Origin of the sequence: Streptomyces sp. NPDC006261 (genome assembly GCF_040613515.1) — a bacterium.
Taxonomy (GTDB): domain Bacteria; phylum Actinomycetota; class Actinomycetes; order Streptomycetales; family Streptomycetaceae; genus Streptomyces.
On record NZ_JBEXSI010000023.1, the window covers coordinates 77,786 to 93,915 of the forward strand.

General features: G+C 73.4%; 16 protein-coding genes and 2 pseudogenes. 9 read left to right on the forward strand and 9 right to left on the reverse strand.

Annotated elements, in window-relative coordinates; genetic code table 11:
- Positions 1-238 precede the first annotated feature (238 nt).
- From ABZ154_RS17420 to ABZ154_RS17430, 3 genes and pseudogenes are all read left to right on the forward strand, one after another.
- A complete protein-coding gene (locus ABZ154_RS17420; RefSeq protein ID WP_356833440.1) occupies positions 239-454 on the forward strand; it encodes a hypothetical protein in 216 nt (71 codons plus the stop codon).
- Positions 455-1,585: a PQQ-binding-like beta-propeller repeat protein gene (locus ABZ154_RS17425; protein ID WP_356833509.1), complete on the forward strand. Its 1,131-nt coding sequence runs from the start codon at positions 455-457 to the stop codon at positions 1,583-1,585.
- 200 nt (positions 1,586-1,785) lie between these two features.
- Positions 1,786-1,968 (forward strand): annotated as a pseudogene (locus ABZ154_RS17430) (ADP-ribosylglycohydrolase family protein); the annotation flags it as partial.
- Positions 1,969-2,171: 203 nt separating this feature from the next.
- Here ABZ154_RS17430 and ABZ154_RS17435 read toward each other — a convergent pair.
- The 5 genes from ABZ154_RS17435 to ABZ154_RS17455 form a co-directional block, all read right to left on the reverse strand.
- Positions 2,172-3,290, reverse strand: coding sequence for an acyl-CoA dehydrogenase family protein (locus tag ABZ154_RS17435; RefSeq protein WP_356833442.1), 1,119 nt, complete (start codon positions 3,288-3,290; stop codon positions 2,172-2,174).
- The gene (locus ABZ154_RS17440; RefSeq protein ID WP_356833443.1) at positions 3,287-4,477 is read right to left on the reverse strand and encodes an acyl-CoA dehydrogenase family protein; all 1,191 of its coding nucleotides are present in this window, start codon (positions 4,475-4,477) and stop codon (positions 3,287-3,289) included. The genes ABZ154_RS17435 and ABZ154_RS17440 overlap by 4 nt, the downstream gene beginning before the upstream one ends.
- Entirely contained in the window at positions 4,474-5,439 is a 966-nt protein-coding gene (locus ABZ154_RS17445) for an NADPH:quinone oxidoreductase family protein (RefSeq protein WP_356833445.1), read from the reverse strand. The genes ABZ154_RS17440 and ABZ154_RS17445 overlap by 4 nt, the downstream gene beginning before the upstream one ends.
- A gap of 126 nt (positions 5,440-5,565) precedes the next feature.
- On the reverse strand, positions 5,566-6,165 hold the full coding sequence (locus tag ABZ154_RS17450; protein ID WP_356833447.1) for an XRE family transcriptional regulator: 600 nt from the start codon (positions 6,163-6,165) through the stop codon (positions 5,566-5,568).
- Between the two features lie 58 nt (positions 6,166-6,223).
- Positions 6,224-6,958 carry a PIG-L deacetylase family protein gene (locus ABZ154_RS17455; protein ID WP_356833450.1) on the reverse strand — a complete coding sequence of 245 codons (735 nt, stop codon included), beginning with the start codon at positions 6,956-6,958 and terminating at the stop codon, positions 6,224-6,226.
- A gap of 231 nt (positions 6,959-7,189) precedes the next feature.
- On the opposite strand from ABZ154_RS17455, the gene ABZ154_RS17460 reads away from it, so the two are divergent.
- A complete protein-coding gene (locus ABZ154_RS17460; RefSeq protein WP_356833452.1) occupies positions 7,190-7,762 on the forward strand; it encodes a rhodanese-like domain-containing protein in 573 nt (190 codons plus the stop codon).
- Between the two features lie 12 nt (positions 7,763-7,774).
- Here the strand turns inward: ABZ154_RS17460 and ABZ154_RS17465 are convergent, their stop codons facing one another.
- The gene (locus ABZ154_RS17465; protein ID WP_356833454.1) at positions 7,775-9,070 is read right to left on the reverse strand and encodes an alpha/beta fold hydrolase; all 1,296 of its coding nucleotides are present in this window, start codon (positions 9,068-9,070) and stop codon (positions 7,775-7,777) included.
- 179 nt (positions 9,071-9,249) lie between these two features.
- On the opposite strand from ABZ154_RS17465, the pseudogene ABZ154_RS17470 reads away from it, so the two are divergent.
- A pseudogene (locus ABZ154_RS17470) lies at positions 9,250-9,471 on the forward strand (ABC transporter ATP-binding protein); the annotation flags it as partial.
- 81 nt (positions 9,472-9,552) lie between these two features.
- Here ABZ154_RS17470 and ABZ154_RS17475 read toward each other — a convergent pair.
- The 3 genes from ABZ154_RS17475 to ABZ154_RS17485 all read right to left on the reverse strand — a co-directional run bounded on the left by ABZ154_RS17475 (position 9,553) and on the right by ABZ154_RS17485 (position 10,691).
- Entirely contained in the window at positions 9,553-9,756 is a 204-nt protein-coding gene (locus ABZ154_RS17475) for a hypothetical protein (RefSeq protein ID WP_356833456.1), read from the reverse strand.
- Between the two features lie 38 nt (positions 9,757-9,794).
- Positions 9,795-10,091, reverse strand: coding sequence for a DUF2087 domain-containing protein (locus ABZ154_RS17480; RefSeq protein ID WP_356833458.1), 297 nt, complete (start codon positions 10,089-10,091; stop codon positions 9,795-9,797).
- Between the two features lie 384 nt (positions 10,092-10,475).
- Complete coding sequence (locus tag ABZ154_RS17485; protein ID WP_356833460.1) at positions 10,476-10,691, reverse strand: hypothetical protein; 216 nt, start codon at positions 10,689-10,691, stop codon at positions 10,476-10,478.
- A 245-nt stretch (positions 10,692-10,936) separates the two neighbouring features.
- Between ABZ154_RS17485 and ABZ154_RS17490 the strand changes: the two genes are divergently transcribed.
- From ABZ154_RS17490 to ABZ154_RS17505, 4 genes are all read left to right on the forward strand, one after another.
- Positions 10,937-12,001: a tetratricopeptide repeat protein gene (locus ABZ154_RS17490; RefSeq protein ID WP_356833462.1), complete on the forward strand. Its 1,065-nt coding sequence runs from the start codon at positions 10,937-10,939 to the stop codon at positions 11,999-12,001.
- Positions 11,998-13,047, forward strand: a complete 1,050-nt coding sequence (locus ABZ154_RS17495; protein WP_356833464.1) for a polyprenyl synthetase family protein — start codon at positions 11,998-12,000, stop codon at positions 13,045-13,047. The genes ABZ154_RS17490 and ABZ154_RS17495 overlap by 4 nt, the downstream gene beginning before the upstream one ends.
- A 438-nt stretch (positions 13,048-13,485) precedes the next feature.
- Positions 13,486-14,652, forward strand: a complete 1,167-nt coding sequence (locus tag ABZ154_RS17500) for a glycosyltransferase (RefSeq protein ID WP_356833511.1) — start codon at positions 13,486-13,488, stop codon at positions 14,650-14,652.
- Positions 14,649-16,130 carry a sugar transferase gene (locus tag ABZ154_RS17505; RefSeq protein ID WP_356833466.1) on the forward strand — a complete coding sequence of 494 codons (1,482 nt, stop codon included), beginning with the start codon at positions 14,649-14,651 and terminating at the stop codon, positions 16,128-16,130. Before ABZ154_RS17500 ends, ABZ154_RS17505 begins: the two co-directional genes overlap by 4 nt.

Sequence of the window (16,130 nt, forward strand, 5' to 3'; positions counted from 1 at the left end):
GTTGAGTCCGCTGTGACCTGCGGGAATGGGCTGCATACGCGATCGGAGACAGCCACAGGGGATCCCTCTGAACTGGCTTCGATCCGGCGAGGACCGGTCCAGGTCCCGGCCGGGGCAGCTCCTGTGCCGGGCTCGGGCCGCCGGGCCGGGCCGCACTGGCGACGCCTGTGTCCCCGGTGCCAGATGTCAGCCCCCCGGTCCGGGCGGGGACGGCCAGCACGGCGGCGAACGTTCCACGGTGCGCTGCTCCGCCACTTGGGGGCCCGAGCTCCGCACGCGTGTTCCGGTCGGTGCAGCCCCGCCCGGCTCCCCCGCGGTCAGCACCCCGCAGGCGAAGCGCATCCCCACCACGGCGGAGATCGACGCCGCCCGGAAGCCGGGGGATGCGGCGACATGGATCGTCGACGACGAGACCGACCTGCCCGGCGGGCGCCATAACGTCCATGACCTGTGAATCGTCGGCGACACCGTCGTCCAGGCCGTGTACAGGAAGGTCGCGGCCTACCGCCTCACGGACGGCGCCGAGGTCTGGAGCATACGGTTGCCCGCTCCCGTCTGCGAGACACCGGTCAACCCGACGCCCGACGGCAAGGTCGTGATCGTCCACAACCAGAGGGCCGACACCGAGAGGATGAATCGGTGCAACCAACTGCAGATGATCGGTCTGAAGTCCGGGAAGCCGGGATGGCACGAAGAACCGCCCGAGACCGGTGACGGCGACAGCACGCTCACCGTGTACAGCGCCATCAGCGCCGGCACCTTCGCGATCGCCCGGAGCATGAAGGCGACCGCCTACCGGGTCGACGACGGAGCCGCGCTGTTCGACATCCCCTGGGAGGACCCGTGCTTCCCCGACGACGTGGCGGGCGGCTCCCGGCTCCTGGTGAAGTCCACCTGCGCGATCGACACCGACCAGACCAGGAGCTACAGCCAGCTCCGCGAGATCGACCCGCTCACCGGCAAGGTCCTGTGGCGCCACCGGACCAAGACCGGATGGAAGCTCGGAAGCATGCTCTCCGTCGAACCGATCGTCTTCACCACGGTGAACGCCGTGGACCACATCAACGACTGGCGGGTCGTGGCCCTGGGCCCGGGAGGAAAGCCCGGCAGCACCATCGACCCAAGGGGCGAGAGTATCGAGCAATGCGCCGGAGACGGCAGCGGCAGCGGTATCCAGCCCTGCCGCGGCACCGCGGTCGGCAACGGCCTCATCGTTCTGGGCGGCAACGACAGGATCCGCTTGTACGACCTGGCCACCGGGAAGTTCCTCTGGGGGGTCAAGACCAACGAGGCGCGCACGATGCACCCCTTGCGTGCGGAGAAGAGCAAGGCAGTGCTCGTCTACGAGTCGGCCACACCCAGCCGCCCCGGCCGGACCTTCCTCATGGGCCCAGGCGGCGCGGGCACGGAGAAGGTGGTGCTGCGACACCCCGCATCGACCGCGGCTCATGAGTATCACATGCACGGACACGGCGGGCGCTTGGCCTATGCCGACGGACGGGTCGTCGTCACGTCGTCGCGCGTGCCCGGCGACGACGACCAGCACGAGGCCCGCATGCTGTCCTTCGCTCCCGGCCCGCCCTGACCGAACACCGGGCGGGTCGACCGCCCACGCACGCCGGACAGCGTCGTGTGGCCTGTCCGAGTGTCTCGGCCCCGAGGGTGTCTCAGGCGGTGCACCTCCGTGGACGAGACGCGTTCGCCTTTGACGGTTCGGGAAGCGGAGGAAGGCAGCCGGGCCGTGCGGCCGTCGCCACGCCCGGACGGCCTGCGCGAAGGAAGCCGATCCAGCGAGCGGCCGGCGCGGTCGTCGGCTCAGCGGTGGGCGACGCCCTGGGCGCCCTCTTCGAGTTCGGCCTCCCGGGAGCGTTATTCCGCGCGCTTTCCCGCGCCGGTGCCGGGGCCGGTGGCGAGATGTGCGGAGGCGGTGGCCGGGACCCCGGCGAGGCCACTGACGACACGCAGATGGGCCGCAGACACGGTGTTCGCGGCGAGCCGCCGACTCGCGAAGACGTGGACATCACCAGGCCTGGTTAGTGCCGGCCAGAAGGGACCCCTTCTGACCCGGGGCGGAACAGTGCGCTTGCACAGCACGCGGAAGACCCTGGTACACCCCGCCTCGACGGGCGAGGCACGGGACCAGGGCCGTTCAGCCGGGGTGTACGCCAGGGCTACGGCGCCGGGAGCTCCGCCAGTTCCGCGACGGCCTCGCGGTGACTGCCCGCAGAGCCGTACGCGATCGAGTCCGCCTTGGCGCGCTTGAGGTAGAGGTGCGCCGGGTGCTCCCACGTCATGCCGATCCCGCCGTGAAGCTGGACGCACTCCTCGGCGGCGTGGACCGCGACGCCGGAGCAGTACGCCTGGGCCACCGCGACCGCGAAGGGGGCGTCGGGGCTGCCGGTGGCCAGCGCGTCGGCGGCGTTGCGGGCGGCGGCGCGGGCCGAGACCACTTCCAGCCAGAGCTGCGCCATCCGGTGCTTGAGCGACTGGAACGAGCCCACGGGCCGGTTGAACTGGTGGCGTTCGCGGGTGTACCGGACGGTCTCGGTCAGGCACCACTCCGCGATCCCGAGCTGCTCGGAGGCGAGCAGCCCGGCCCCGGCCAGCAGACCGCGCCGTACGGCGGTGGCGCTCGCGTCCGCGCCGGCCAGCAGGGTGCCGGTCGCGCCGGACAGGGTGAGGGCGGCGAGCGGGCGGGTCAGGTCGAGCGGTACGAGGGGTGCCACCGCCACCTCGGGGGCCGCCGCCTCGACTGCGTACAGGCCCTCGGTGGTCGGCACCAGGAGCACGTCGGCCACGGCGGCGTCGGCGATTCCCCGTACCGTGCCGTCGAGCGAGGCGAGGGCCGCCGCCGCGCCTGCGGGCGGGGTGGCGAAGGGCACCGCGAGCGCAGCCGTACGGGTTCCGGAGGCCAGCTCGGCCAGGAGCGCGGCGGCCGGTCCGTCCTCCCCGGCCAGCGCGAGGAGGGTCTCGGTGGCCACGACGGAGCTGGTCAGGTACGGGGCGGGGGCCACGCTGCGGCCCAGCTCCTCCAGGACCACGGCGGCCTCCCGGTGGGACGCGCCCTGGCCGCCGAGCTTCTCCGGTACGAGGAGTCCGGCGGCGCCGATGCCGGCGGCGAGCGCCTCCCACAGGCGGGGGTCGTACGGCGCGTCGGACTCGGTCGCCGCGATCACCGTCGGCGCGTCGGCCCGGTCGGCGAGGAGGGCGCGTACGGCGGAGCGCAGGTCCTCCTCGTCCTGGGAGTAGAGCAGGTCGGGGGTGGCGGGGGGCTGGGTGGGCGCGGTCATCGGCTCAGGTCCTTCCAGGCGACGTCCTTGTCGTTGCGGGGTTCGGCGGGCAGCCCGAGGACGCGCTCCGCCACGATGTTCAGCAGAACCTCGCTGGTGCCGCCCTCGATGGAGTTGCCCTTGGAGCGGAGGTAGCGGTAGCCGGCGTCGCGTCCGGTGAAGTCGACCAGCTCCGGGCGACGCATGGTCCAGTCGCCGTACAACAGGCCCTCGTCGCCGAGCAGTTCGACTTCCAGGCCGCTGATCTCCTGATTGAGGCGGGCGAAGGCCAGCTTCATGCCCGAGCCCTCGGGCCCCGGCTGTCCTGCGACGAGCTGCTGGCGCAGCCGCTCCCCGGTGAGCCGGGCCACCTCCGCCTCCACCCAGAGGGTGAGCAGGCGCTGGTGGGTGTCGTGGGTGCGCAGGTCGGGGCGGTTCCGCCAGGTCTGCGAGACCGGGCCGATCATGCCGCCCTCGCGCGGGATGCGGGAGCCGCCGATGGAGACGCGCTCGTTCATCAGTGTGGTCTGGGCGACCTTCCAGCCCTCGCCTACGGGGCCGAGCCGGTGACTGTCGGGGATGCGTACACCGGAGAGGAAGACCTCGTTGAACTCGGCCTCCCCGGTGATCTGGCGCAGCGGCCGGACGTCCACGCCCGGATCGGTCATGTCGCAGATGAAGTAGCTGATGCCCCGGTGCTTGGGGAGGTCCGGGTCGGTGCGGGCGATGAGGATCGCCCAGCGGGCCGCATGGGCGCTGGACGTCCAGACCTTCTGCCCGTCTACCACCCAGTCGTCGCCGTCGCGGACGGCCCGGGTGGCGAGCGCCGCGAGGTCCGAGCCCGCGCCCGGCTCGCTGAACAGCTGGCACCAGACCTCCTCCCCCACCCACAGCGGGCGCAGGAAGCGCCGCTTCTGCTCGTCCGTGCCGAAGCCGAGGATGGTGGGCGCGGCCATGCCGAGGCCGATGCCGATACGGCGCGGGTCGTTGTCCGGCGCGTCGGCGGCGGCGAGTCCGGCGTCGACGACCTGCTGGAGGGAGCGGGGCGCGTCGAGCCCGCCGAGCCCCACCGGGTAGTGGACCCAGGCGAGGCCCGCGTCGAACCGGGCCTTCAGGAAGTCGGTGCGACCGGTGGTGGCGGGCGGGTGCGCGGCGAGCAGCTCGCGGGTCCGGCGGCGGACCTCGGTGGCGTCGACGGCCGTGCTCATCGGGCACCTCCGGGCAGGACGACGATGCGGCCGGTGCTGGTGCCGTCGGCGACGCGCTGGACGGCCTCGGCGGCTCCGGCCATCGCGACACGCTCGCTGATCAGGGGTTTGACGATGCCTTGGGCGGCCAGCTCGGTCAGCTCGTCGTGGCAGGCACGCACGGCGGCGGGGTCCTTGGTGTTGTAGAGGCCCCAGTGCAGCCCGACGATGGAGTAGTTCTTCACCAGGGCGTGGTTGAGTGCCGGGGCGGGGATGCTGCCGCTGGCGAAGCCGACGACAAGGACGCGGCCCTCGAAGGCGATGCACTTGACGGACTTGGCGTACGCCTCGCCGCCGACCGGGTCGTAGACGACGTCCGCGCCGCGCCCGCCGGTGGCTTCCTTCACGGCGGCGACGATGTCGTCGCTGCGCCGGTCGATGACCAGGTCGCAGCCGGCTTCGCGGGCGACGGCCGCCTTGTCCGGTCCGCCGACGACGCCGATCACGGTGGCGCCCGAGGCCTTGCCGAGCTGCACGGCCGCGCTGCCGACCCCGCCCGCCGCCGCGTGGACGAGGAGGGTCTCGCCGGGCTGGAGGCGGGCGCGGCGGTGCAGGCCGAACCAGCCGGTCTGGTAGCCGATGTGCAGGGCGGCCGCCTCGGCGTCGTCCAGTGCGTCGGGGGCGGGCAGCAGGGCCGCCTCGTCCGCGACGACGTACTCGGCGAAGCCGCCGTTCGGCAGTGCGGGGGTGGCGAGGACGCGCCGGCCGTCCTCCGTCGTGCCGCACACCTCGACGCCCGGGGTGAACGGCAGCGGCGGCCGCACCTGGTACTGGCCCCGGCAGAGCAGAGCGTCGGGGAAGTTGACGTTCGCCGCGGCGACCCGGACGAGCGCCTGCCCGTCGCCGGGGGTGGGCCGGTCCGTCTCCTCCAGGCTCATCACCTCGCCCGGCTCGCCGTTCCGGTGCACTCGCCATGCCTGCATGAGGGGCCTCCACAACACTGTCGGCATCAACCGCTTGCCACTGTCGGCATTACCACTGCTCCGGCGCATACTAAGCGGTCGCTTGCCCATCTGGGAACACCTCCGCGAGCCGGCGCGAAGGCCCTCTCAGCCCCGCTTCGGCTTCGCCCTCACATGCATCCGCTCACCCTGCGGGCCGAAGAGGCTCAGGAACTCCACCGGCTTGTCCTCCGCAGGCCCGAACCAGTGCGGCAGCCGGGTGTCGAACTCGGCGGCCTCCCCCGCCTCCAGCACCAGATCGTGCTCGGCCAGCAGCAGCCGCAGCTTCCCGGAGAGCACGAACAGCCACTCGTACCCCTCGTGCGTGCGCTGCTCCGGTACCTCGCCACTGCCCGCCTCCTGCACCATCTTGTACGCCTGCAGCCCGCCGGGCCGGGCGGTCAGCGGCAGCATCGTCCGGCCGTGCTGCACGATCGGCTTGGCCCTCACCCGGGGGTCCCCGACCGGCGGGGCGCCCACCAGGTCGTCGAGCGGGACCTCGTGGGCGCGGGCGATGGGGAGCAGCAGTTCCAGGCTGGGGCGGCGGCCGCCGGACTCCAGCCGGGAGAGGGTGGAGACGGAGATTCCGGTGGCGGTGGAGAGCGCGGAGAGGGTGACCCCGCGGTCCTTGCGCAGGCGGCGCAGCCGGGGGCCGACCCCGGTGAGTACGGCGTCGAGTTGGGGGTCGTCCCGGTCGTGTTCCTTCATGCGCCCATTGCAGAATCGGCAAGCGGGATTGTCAATACCGCTTCGCGCCCCGGCGGTGTCAGTGGGCGAAGACCTCGAAGGTGACCGCCGGGCGTCCGCCGAAGCGGTCGGCCTCGGCGCGCACCATGCCCTCCAGGAAGGTCCGGCAGTACGTCTCCGGTTCGTCCTCGCTCAGGGCCTCGATGTAGGTGCGGTGCGCTAGCAGGGACTCCACGGAACGTTCGAACCCCGCCGTGGCGTCCACCGCGTGCGTGGGCCGGTCGCTGCCCGCCACGGCGGTCCACCGCACCCCGTTCCACGGCTCCAGGCCCTGTTCCGTCAGCTCCGGGAAGATCCACCGGTTGCCCGCGTCGGCGACGGCGTCCAGGGTGGCCCGGCCGACCGCCCGGTGGTCGGGGGTGTTCCAGGCGACGCCGCCCCAGGTGTCCCGGTGGTTGAGGGTGACGACCAGTTCCGGGCGGTGGCGGCGGATGGCGGCGGCGATGTCGCGGCGCAGTCCGGTGCCGTACTCGATCACCCCGTCACGGTGGTCCAGGAACTCCACGTTACGGACTCCGACGACGGCGGCGCTCGCCCGCTGCTCCCGCTCGCGCAGAGGCGCGCACTCCTCGGGCGGCAGGGTGTCGATCCCGGCCTCGCCCCGGCTGGCGAGGAGGTAGACGACCTCCCGGCCGCCGTCGGTCCAGTCGGCCACGGCGGCCGCGGCGCCGTACTCCAGGTCATCGGGGTGGGCGACCACCGCCAGGGCGCGGCTCCAGTCGGAGGGCAGGGGTTCGAGTGGCTGCTGCTTCATACCCGCAGGCTACCGACGATCACCGGAGCGGGCCCATGGCCGGGGTTCTTTGGTTACGGGGACGGAAATGCGGCCCGTGGCCGGGACGTCTCGGGGCAGAGGGACGGAATGCGGGCCCGTGATCGGGAAGTTTCCGGGTACGGGACGGAATGCGGGCCCACTCTCCGGTGCTGGGGACACGTGTAGAGTCCCAGCCCTCCCGCGCCCCCGGCCGACGAAAGGACCCCGCTCGTGACCAGCCCCGCATCCCTCTCCCCCGCCCAGGCCGCAGCCCGTCTGGAGGAGTTCACCGTGATCGATGTGCGGGCTCCCGGCGAGTACGCCGCGGGCCACGTACCCGGCGCGCTGAACATCCCGCTCGACAAGCTGCCCGACGCCCTGCCCGCCCTCAAGTCCGCATCCGCCCGCGGCTCGCTGCTGGTGGTGTGCGCCTCCGGGGTCCGCTCCACCCGGGCCTGCGAGATCCTCGCGGGCGCCGACATCGAGGCTGCCACGCTCACCGGGGGCACGTCCGCCTGGGAAGGCGACGGCCGCGGCCTGGACCGGCCCGAGGGCGCCCGTGGCGTCTGGCCCCTGGAGCGCCAGGTGCGGCTGGCGGCCGGTTCGCTGGTGGTGGCCGGGCTGGTGGCGGGCGTCCGTTTCCCGGCCGCCCGCTGGTTGTCCGCCGGCATCGGCTCGGGCCTCGTCTTCTCGGCCGTCACCAACACCTGCGGCATGGCCTCGGCTCTGTCGAAGCTGCCGTACAACCGGGCCCCGCGCTCCGCCGCGGACCTGGACGCCACGCTGGAGGCGCTCCAGCGCTGACGTCCACCGCTGTCAGACCTCGTCCCTGACCATCGCCAGCAGCCGGTCCAGGACGCGCGGTCCGCCGGCGCGCACCCCGTCGTGCTCGTACTCGTTCGTCACCCAGGTGCGCAGCCCCCGGATCGCGGCGGCTGTGCGCAGCGCGTGCTCGGTGTCCACGTACATGTCGTCGTGGTAGACGGCGGCGGCGACGGGCACCTCGTTGGCCGCGAGCCGCGCGGGGTCGTACAGGACGGGCCAGCCGGTGCGCCGCGCGAGCAGTCCGGCGGTCTCGCGCAGCGGGCGCAGCGCCGGGTCGACGTCGAAGTGCCAGGGGTGGATGGTCTCGCCGGTGAAGAGGAGCGGCCCGTCGCCCGCCAGCGCCGTCGCCGCGTCGAACTGCGGGAACTCGGCGCGGACCCGCTCGGCGGACCAGTTGGTGGCGCGCTCGCCGTACCCGTAGATCGCCTCGTGGATCAGGGCGTAGAGCGGGTGCCCGGCGAACGAGACGGCGGAGCGCATGGCCTCCTGGAAGGTGTCGGAGAGTTCGGTGCCGTGCGGGGTGCGGACGAAGGCGTTCTCCAGCAGGTGATGGAGCTGGTGGCTGCCGCTGCCGCCGCCCAGCATCTGTCCCAGCGACTGGAAGAGTTCGGGGGTCAGCCGGTGGCCGGCGCTCTCGGGGCGGTGCTCGGCCAGGTACGCGGCGACGGCCCGGGCCCGGTCCACGTCCTGCGGGTAGCGGGCGTAGTGCGCGGCGACCTTCCGTTCGATACGGGGGTACGCGGCCCGGTAGACGTCGTCCGCGTGGGCGTCCAGTGAGGGCAGCCCGCCGGTGATGAGGACCGCCGCGAGCCCCTCGGGCGCCGAGGAGAGGTAGCGGACCGCGCAGAACCCGCCGAAGGACTGGCCGAGCACCGTCCAGGGCGCGCCCCCGGTGAGCCGCTGCCGGATGAGCTCGCAGTCCCGGACGATCGCGTCGGAGCGGAAGTGGGCCAGGTAGTCGGCCTGTTCCCGGGGGCCGCCGCGCAGGGGCAGGGTCTGGCGGTTGGCCGGGGTGGACAGGCCCGTGCCGCGCTGGTCGAGCAGGAGCACCCGGAACTCGCGCAGGGCCCGGCCGAGCCAGGCCTCCGTACCGACGAACCGGCGGGCGCCGAAGCCGGGGCCGCCCTCCAGGTAGACCAGCCAGGGCAGCTCCTCCCCCACCCGTCCGGCGGCCACGGCCTCGCGCCCGTACACCTCGATCTGCTCACCGCCGGGGTCGCTGTGGTCGAGGGGAACGGTGAAACGCCGGTCGGTGAGGACGACGCCGGGCTGGCGGTAGCTGTTCACGAGAGGCTCCTGTGTCGAGGGTCCGGGCCGGTCCTGATGAGAGGCCCACTTCAGCACATGGCCCGCCGCCGTCGGCCGAGAGGCGGGTGACCAGGACCGTCCCGGACCATGTGCCCGGTGCCCGGCGCGCTCCCACTGTGCGGACATGATCCGGTTCGAGCAGGTCGGCAAGGCCTACCCGCCGGATGGAGGCGTGGGTGCCGGTCGGGGCCCCGTTGAAGCAGGCGTCCAGCGAGATGCTCCACCACGACGCGTGGTGGGTCGCGGTGCTGGACGGGGCCCCGTTCCTGGGGGTCCTGACCCCCAGGAAGCTCCATGAGGCGCTGCACCGGTCGGTGGACGCGGACGCGCGGGGCGTGGGGCGCGAGGAGGTGGACTCCGACTCGGTGGCGGACGCGTGAGCGGGTGCGGCGGGCTAGGGCGACCGGCCTGCGCGAGCAGGAGCCCCCCGCAGGCCGTCGGTATCTCCCCTGTGCGGGCGGTCAGTTGAACAGCGCGCGGGCGATCGCGCCGAACACGCGACCCACGGCCCCCAGTGCACCGGCCTCCACCACGACCTCCGCCACGTCGGTACCGGTGTCGGCCGCGTCGGCCCCGTGTTCCTTCAATCGGCATCGGCGGCACACTCCGCGCCGCAGCCGTCCCCGTTTCGTGCAGCGCGTGCACGCTTTACGCAAGATCCCCATGCGGTCAGGATCTCATCCCGGGCGGCAGGGGCGGGAGGTCACCTGCCGCGTCGGTAGCTGCTGCCGTCCCGGGGACGGACCAGCAGCCCGGCGACGACCAGATGGCGGCGGAGCGCGGAGCAGTCCTCGTGGACGGTGAGCAGCGCCTCGTTGACCTCCCGCTCGGTGTACGAGCGCTCGCGCTCGAACAGCGTCTCGGCGAGGTGCACCAGCAGCTGCTCCAACCGGGCCCGCTTGCGCGGGATCGTGACCAGCCGGCCGTGCGTGAAGAGGGCGGAGACCTGGTGCGTACGGCGGTCGGACGGCTGCGACGGAAGGGTCTGTTGTTCAGGCATGGACCCGAGCGTCGCAGGCGCCGAACGGGCGGGCAACGCGTTTTCCGCGCGCTGGGAACAGGCCGGGAAGGCTGAGGGCCGTGTTGACAGCGCTGGGCGTCAGGACCACCTGGTTCTGACCGTTCTGGACGGCCTGCTTCGCCTGGGCGGTGCCGAGGAAGCGGCCCGGGCGACGCCGCGCGGGCGGGACCGGCGCCGTACGGTGGGAGTGAGCGAGCATGTCCCCGCACGGCGTGTGCGGCCCCGTCACAGATGGCAGATGTCCGCGATGGCCGGTGAGATCTCCTTCTTCGAGCTCGGGGTGGACGAGTCCGAGAAGGTGCGGGCGTTCCACGGTGCCTTGTCCGGGCGGAACTTCGAGCCGGGCCCCTCGGGCGAGGGCGGCTACGCGATCGGCGCCTCCAGCGGACAGGGGGCGTCCTCGGCGGCGGCCCGTACCTCTTCTTCCGGGTCGACGACATGGCGGCCGCGGTGGTGCGGGTGCGCGAACTGGGCGGCAGCGCGGAGGGCACCGACCTGGGTGAGGACGACGAGTCGGCTCCCCGGTTCGGCCGGTTCCGGCTCTGCCGCGACGACCAGGGTTCCCCCTTCGGCCTGCACGAGCCGCCCCGCGCCCACCGAGAGGCGAGGGTTCGGTCACGCCGGAGAACGTCCTGCGCGGTTCGAGCAACCCTGGACGCCCCGCTGCCGTCTTGATCACTGACAGAACGGTTCGCCGCCCGGGAACGAGCGGCGTCCGCCCCCACCTGCACCCGGCTCCGAGAACCGACCAACTATGCACACCGTGTATACATGTGGTGCATAGCGGACACCGGTCCGGCCCGGGCACCGCGCGGAAGGCATCCATGCAGACCAAGGCACTGGCGCCCGAGTACCAGGGCGCTCTCACCAAGATGTCGGTGAACGCCTCCCTCACCGACGTACTCGCCGAGGGCATACGGCATCTCGAACAGGCCGAGCTCTCCGGCTCCCAGGAGGAGGTCGCGCGGAGCGGGCTCGCCGTGGCCGAGGCGCACCGCCGACTGGGGCAGGTCGAGGAGGCGGACCGGGCGTGGAAGGCCAGCTACCGGGCCGCACGCTCGGCCGGGGCCACCGGGGCGATGGCCTGGGCGTTGTGGAGCGGGGGGACTCTGGCGCGCCAACGGGGTTCGCTGCGCCTCGCCTTCCGGCTGCTGGGCCTCGCCGCCGAGCTGGGCAAGCGCGGTGGGGACGTGGTCGCTCGCGGCTACTCGCTCGCCGGACTGGCCGAGACCGGGCGCATCCAGGGGGACTACGGGACGGTCGCCACTCTGCACGAGCAGCTGCTCGCCGAGGCCCGCGCACGGGGCGAGGCACGCCACACGGTGTGGGCGCTGGAGGGCATCGCGCAGATCCACCGCAACACCGGACAGCTCGACTCGGCGCTGGAGATGTTCCAGGAGGCGGCCGTCCTCGCGGGCGACGCCGACGACCGGCGGGGCCGGGCCTGGGCCCTGCGCGGCATCGCCGACATCGTTTCCCTCCGGGACGGGGCCACGGAGCACGCTCTGGCCCTGCTCGCCGAGGCCGAGGTCTCCTGCCGGGAGATGAAGCTCGCCAGCGCGCTCGCCTACAACCACAAGATGCGCGCCAACGTGCTCTTCCGCGCCGGACGGTACGAGGAGGCGCGCGAGGTCTACGAGCAGGCCCTCGCGGAGTTCCGCGCGATGACCGAACCCCGGGGCGAGGCGCTGGCGGCCCTGGGCCTGGTCAAGGCGCGCGCCCGGCTCGGGCGGGACCGCGCGGCCACGGCCTGCGAGCTGGACGAACTGCGGGGCAGGCTGAGCCGGATCGGGCTGCTCAACGCCCGGGAGATGGTGGAGAAGGCGTACGCCGAGCTGGGCGTGGAACCGGTCGCGGAGCGCGGACACGAGGAGGTCCGGGCCCGATGACGCTGTCCACGACCCGTCAGGCGGCCGCGCCGCAGATACTCGACCGGTGCCGAGAGCTCGTCCGGCCCGCACTGGTGGAGTCGGTACGCCGGCTCCACCCCTGGCACGCCGAGACGGCCGCCTTCTCGCTGGGCTGGAGCGGGGTGGACGGCGACCCGGTCCCCGACTCACAGGGCAAGGGGGTCCGCCAGGCGCTCGCGGTGCTCGGCGCGGAGGCCGCGGGGGGCAGCGGCCGGGACGGGGTCACCGGTGCGGTCGCCGTCGAGCTCGTCCACACCTTCTCCCTCATCCACGACGACATCATGGACGGCGACGAGCTTCGGCGCCGCCGCCCCACCGTATGGAAGGCGTACGGCACCGGACCCGCCGTCCTGGCGGGGGACGCCCTGTTCGCGCTGGCCGTCCGGACCCTGGCGGACGTCCCCGGATCCACGGGTACGGCAGCGGTGCGCCGCCTGTCGGACGCATTGGGCGACCTGGTGCACGGTCAGGCGCAGGACCTGCTCTTCGAGTCGCGTCCGTGGACGGGGCCGGAGGCGGTCCTGCCGCACGAGTACCGGGCGATGGCCACGCACAAGACGGGGTCGCTGCTCGGCTGCGCCGCCGCGCTGGGAGCGGCGCTGGCCGGGGCTCCGGCGCCCACGTCCGACGCGCTGGACCGGGCGGGGCGGCATCTGGGCGTGGCCTTCCAGGCGGTGGACGACCTGCTGGGGATCTGGGGTGATCCGCAGATCACGGGGAAGCCGGTCCACAGCGACCTGCGGCGGCTCAAGAAGACCTTTCCGGTCCTCGCCGCTCTGGCGTCCGTCCACCCGGCGGCCCGGCGGCTGGAGGCCCTCCTCACCGGGGCCGGACCGCTCGACGAGGCGGGGCTGCGCCGGGCGGCCGAGCTCGTCGACGAGGCAGGCGGGCGCCGGGCCACGGTCACCGAGGCGCGGGAGCACCTGCGGGCCGCCCGCGCCTGCCTGGACGGGGTGGAGCTGCACGAGGGCGCGCGCGGGGACCTGCTCACCCTGATCCCCTTCCTCGTCGACCGCTCCGGGTGACCTGCGGCCGGCGGCCTCTCCGGGGCCGCCGGCCGGAAGGACGGCGCCACTGAGGGCGTCACCATGACGGGCGCCCGAGCGGAGCCCTTTGCCGACAATAGAACTGCGCGACCGTCAGATTGATGGAGCTGCCATCCATCGCGGCAACCGGCCTCCCCCGAGATGCGGCGAACAGAGTGACGTCCGACCGGAGCAATTCCTTCGGACCACCCCCACAATGGCGCTGCCGCCTCTTCCCGGACACCATTCCGCCACCGCATTCCGGCGCCTTCACAAAGTCACGGAACAGCCCCACGGACCACCTGATCGGCGGCATCGTGCGGGTAATACTCACGTGGTCGTATGAGCGAGTCACGCGCACGATTTCGCCACATGTCTGCCAAAGTGCACTTCGGCTTTACTCACCGGATTGAGCGAAGAGAGCCGTACGTGCTGCACATGCGTCGTGCCGAAGAAAGACATTTGACAGTCCTTCATTTGGTTCAGCCCGTGGACGGCGGAGTGGCCCGGGTCGTCACCGATCTCGTCAGGGCCCAGGCCGTCGCCGGGCTGCGGCCGGTGGTGGCCTGCCCACCCGGAAGCCCGCTGGCCGCCGGGGCGGCCGCCGCGGGAGCTCAGGTCCGGGGCTGGTCCGCCACCCGGGCCCCGGGCCCGCGACTGGCCGGCGAGGTCGCCGCCGCGCGGCGGATCGTCCGCGACTGCCGCCCGCACGTGGTGCACGCGCACAGCGCCAAGGCCGGTCTCGCGGGCCGGATCGCCGTACGGGGCCGGGTGCCCACGGTGTTCCAGCCGCATGCCTGGTCCTTCGAGGCCGTGGATGGACGTACCGCCGAACTCGCCCTGGGCTGGGAGCGGTTCGGGGCACGCTGGGCCGATCACATCCTGTGCGTCAGCGACTCCGAGCGGCGCACCGGGCAGGAGGCGGGCATCACCGCCCGCTGGTCGGTGATCCACAACGGCATCGATCTCGACCGCTTCCGCCCCGGCGGGCAGGCCGACCGCACCGCGGCCCGGGCCTCGCTGCCCCTGCCGGAGGGGATGGATCCGCAGGCTCCCCTCGTCGTCTGCGTCGGCCGCCTGACCCGGCAGAAGGGCCAGGACGTCCTGCTCGACGCCTGGCGGCGGCTGCGGGTGCCGGGCGCGCGTCTGGCCCTGGTCGGTGACGGCCCCGACCGGGCCGGCCTGGAGGCCACTGCCCCGGCCGGCGTCCTGTTCACCGGGCCGAGCGCCGACGTACGGCCGTGGATCCACGCGGCGGACGTCGTCGTCCTGCCGTCCCGCTGGGAGGGCATGGCGCTGGCTCCGCTGGAGGCCATGGCCTGCGGCCGGGCCGTGGTGATGAGCGACGTCAGCGGAGCGCGGGAGAGTCTGCCGCCGGGCGACGAGGACCACCTCCTCGTACCCCCCGAGGACCCTGCGGCGCTGGCTGCCTCGCTCACCGCCCTGCTCACCGATCCGAAGCTGCGCCAGGCGGTGTCCCACCGGGCCCTGCGCCATGCCCGGGCGGCGTTCGACGTCCGACGGACCGCGGGGGCGGTTGCCGGTCTCTACCAGGAAATTGTCTCCCTGTCCGGCCCCACGATGAGGAAGCGCACCGAGCGATGACGATGGAGAGTGCACCGGTCCCCGGCGCCGGCCAGGCAACAGCCGTACAGGCCCACACGGTTCATCCGCCGCGGAGAGGAGACGGCGGTACGCGGGAGCTCGGCGGTGGACGCGGCGCCGCGCGCTTCGCGCCCGCCGCGCAGCTGCTCGGCGCCGACGCCGCGGCGCTGGGCGGCACGTTCGCCCTGTGCGCCCCGGCCGGCTGGCCCTGGCCCGTGGTCGCCGTCCAGGCGGTGGCGCAGGTGCTGCTGCACGCGTACCGGGGGCTCTACCGCCTCGGTCTCTCCCCTTCGGTGCTCTCCGAAGCACCCGCGCTCCTCGGCCTCGCCCTGCTCCAGTGGTACGTGACCATGGAGGTCGTCGCGGCCTGGGCCCCGCACCACGAGATCGGCTGGGCGGTGCTGGCGTACGCGGCGGCCGCCCAGACCGTGCTGTGCGCCTCCGGGCGTGCGGTGGTGCACCGGATCCGGCACCGGGCGGCCATCCGCAACCCGCTGTCGACGCTGGTCGTAGGCCACGGCCCGGTCGCCCGTCAGGTGACGGCGGCGTTGTACGACCACCCCGGGTACGGGCTGCGCCCGGTCGGCCGGGTCGCCGCGTCCGCCGCCCCGGACGAGGAGCCCGCGGCGCGGCCAGACGGTGTGAAGCTACCGGTCCTGGTCACCCCGCAGGAGGTGGGGCGGGCCGTCGTGCAGAACAGCGTGCGGCACGCGGTGTTCACCGCGCCGCCCGAGTCCACGCCCGGCGGTGCCGACCTGTTCGCCCTGCTGACCGGCCACGGCTGCCGGGTATGGCTGGTCACCGGCGAGACCGCCGTCGCCACCCGCCCCGCCGGGAGCCGCCCCGACCACCTGTGGGGGTTCGCCGCCCACCCGCTCCAGGACGGCACACACCGGCCCGTGCGCCACGCGGCGAAGCGGGCGATGGACGCCCTGCTGGCGGGGGTCGGCCTGGTGCTGGTGTCCCCGCTGATGGCGGTGTGCGCGCTGGCGGTGCGGCTCTCGGACGGTCCCGGCGTCATCTTCCGGCAGGAGCGGGTGGGCCGGCACGGCCGCCCGTTCGTCCTGCTCAAGTTCCGTACGCTGCGGCCCGCCGACGCCCAGGAGTCGGCGACCCGGTGGAACGTGGCCTCCGACGGGCGGATGAGCCGCGCCGGGCGGCTGCTGCGCCGCACCTCGCTGGACGAGCTGCCGCAGCTGTGGAACGTCCTGCGCGGTGACATGAGCCTGGTCGGACCCCGGCCCGAACGCCCCTTCTTCGTGGACCGGTTCAGCCGCACCCACCCCGGCTACCAGGCCCGTCACCGGATGCCGGTGGGCATCACGGGGCTGGCGCAGGTGCACGGGTTGCGCGGTGACACCTCCATCGAGGAGCGGGTCCGGTTCGACAACCGGTACATCGAGACCTGGTCCCTGTGGCAGGACGCGTGCGTGCTGGCGCGGACCGTGGGCTCCTTCTTCCGGCTCGGGGGCAGCTGA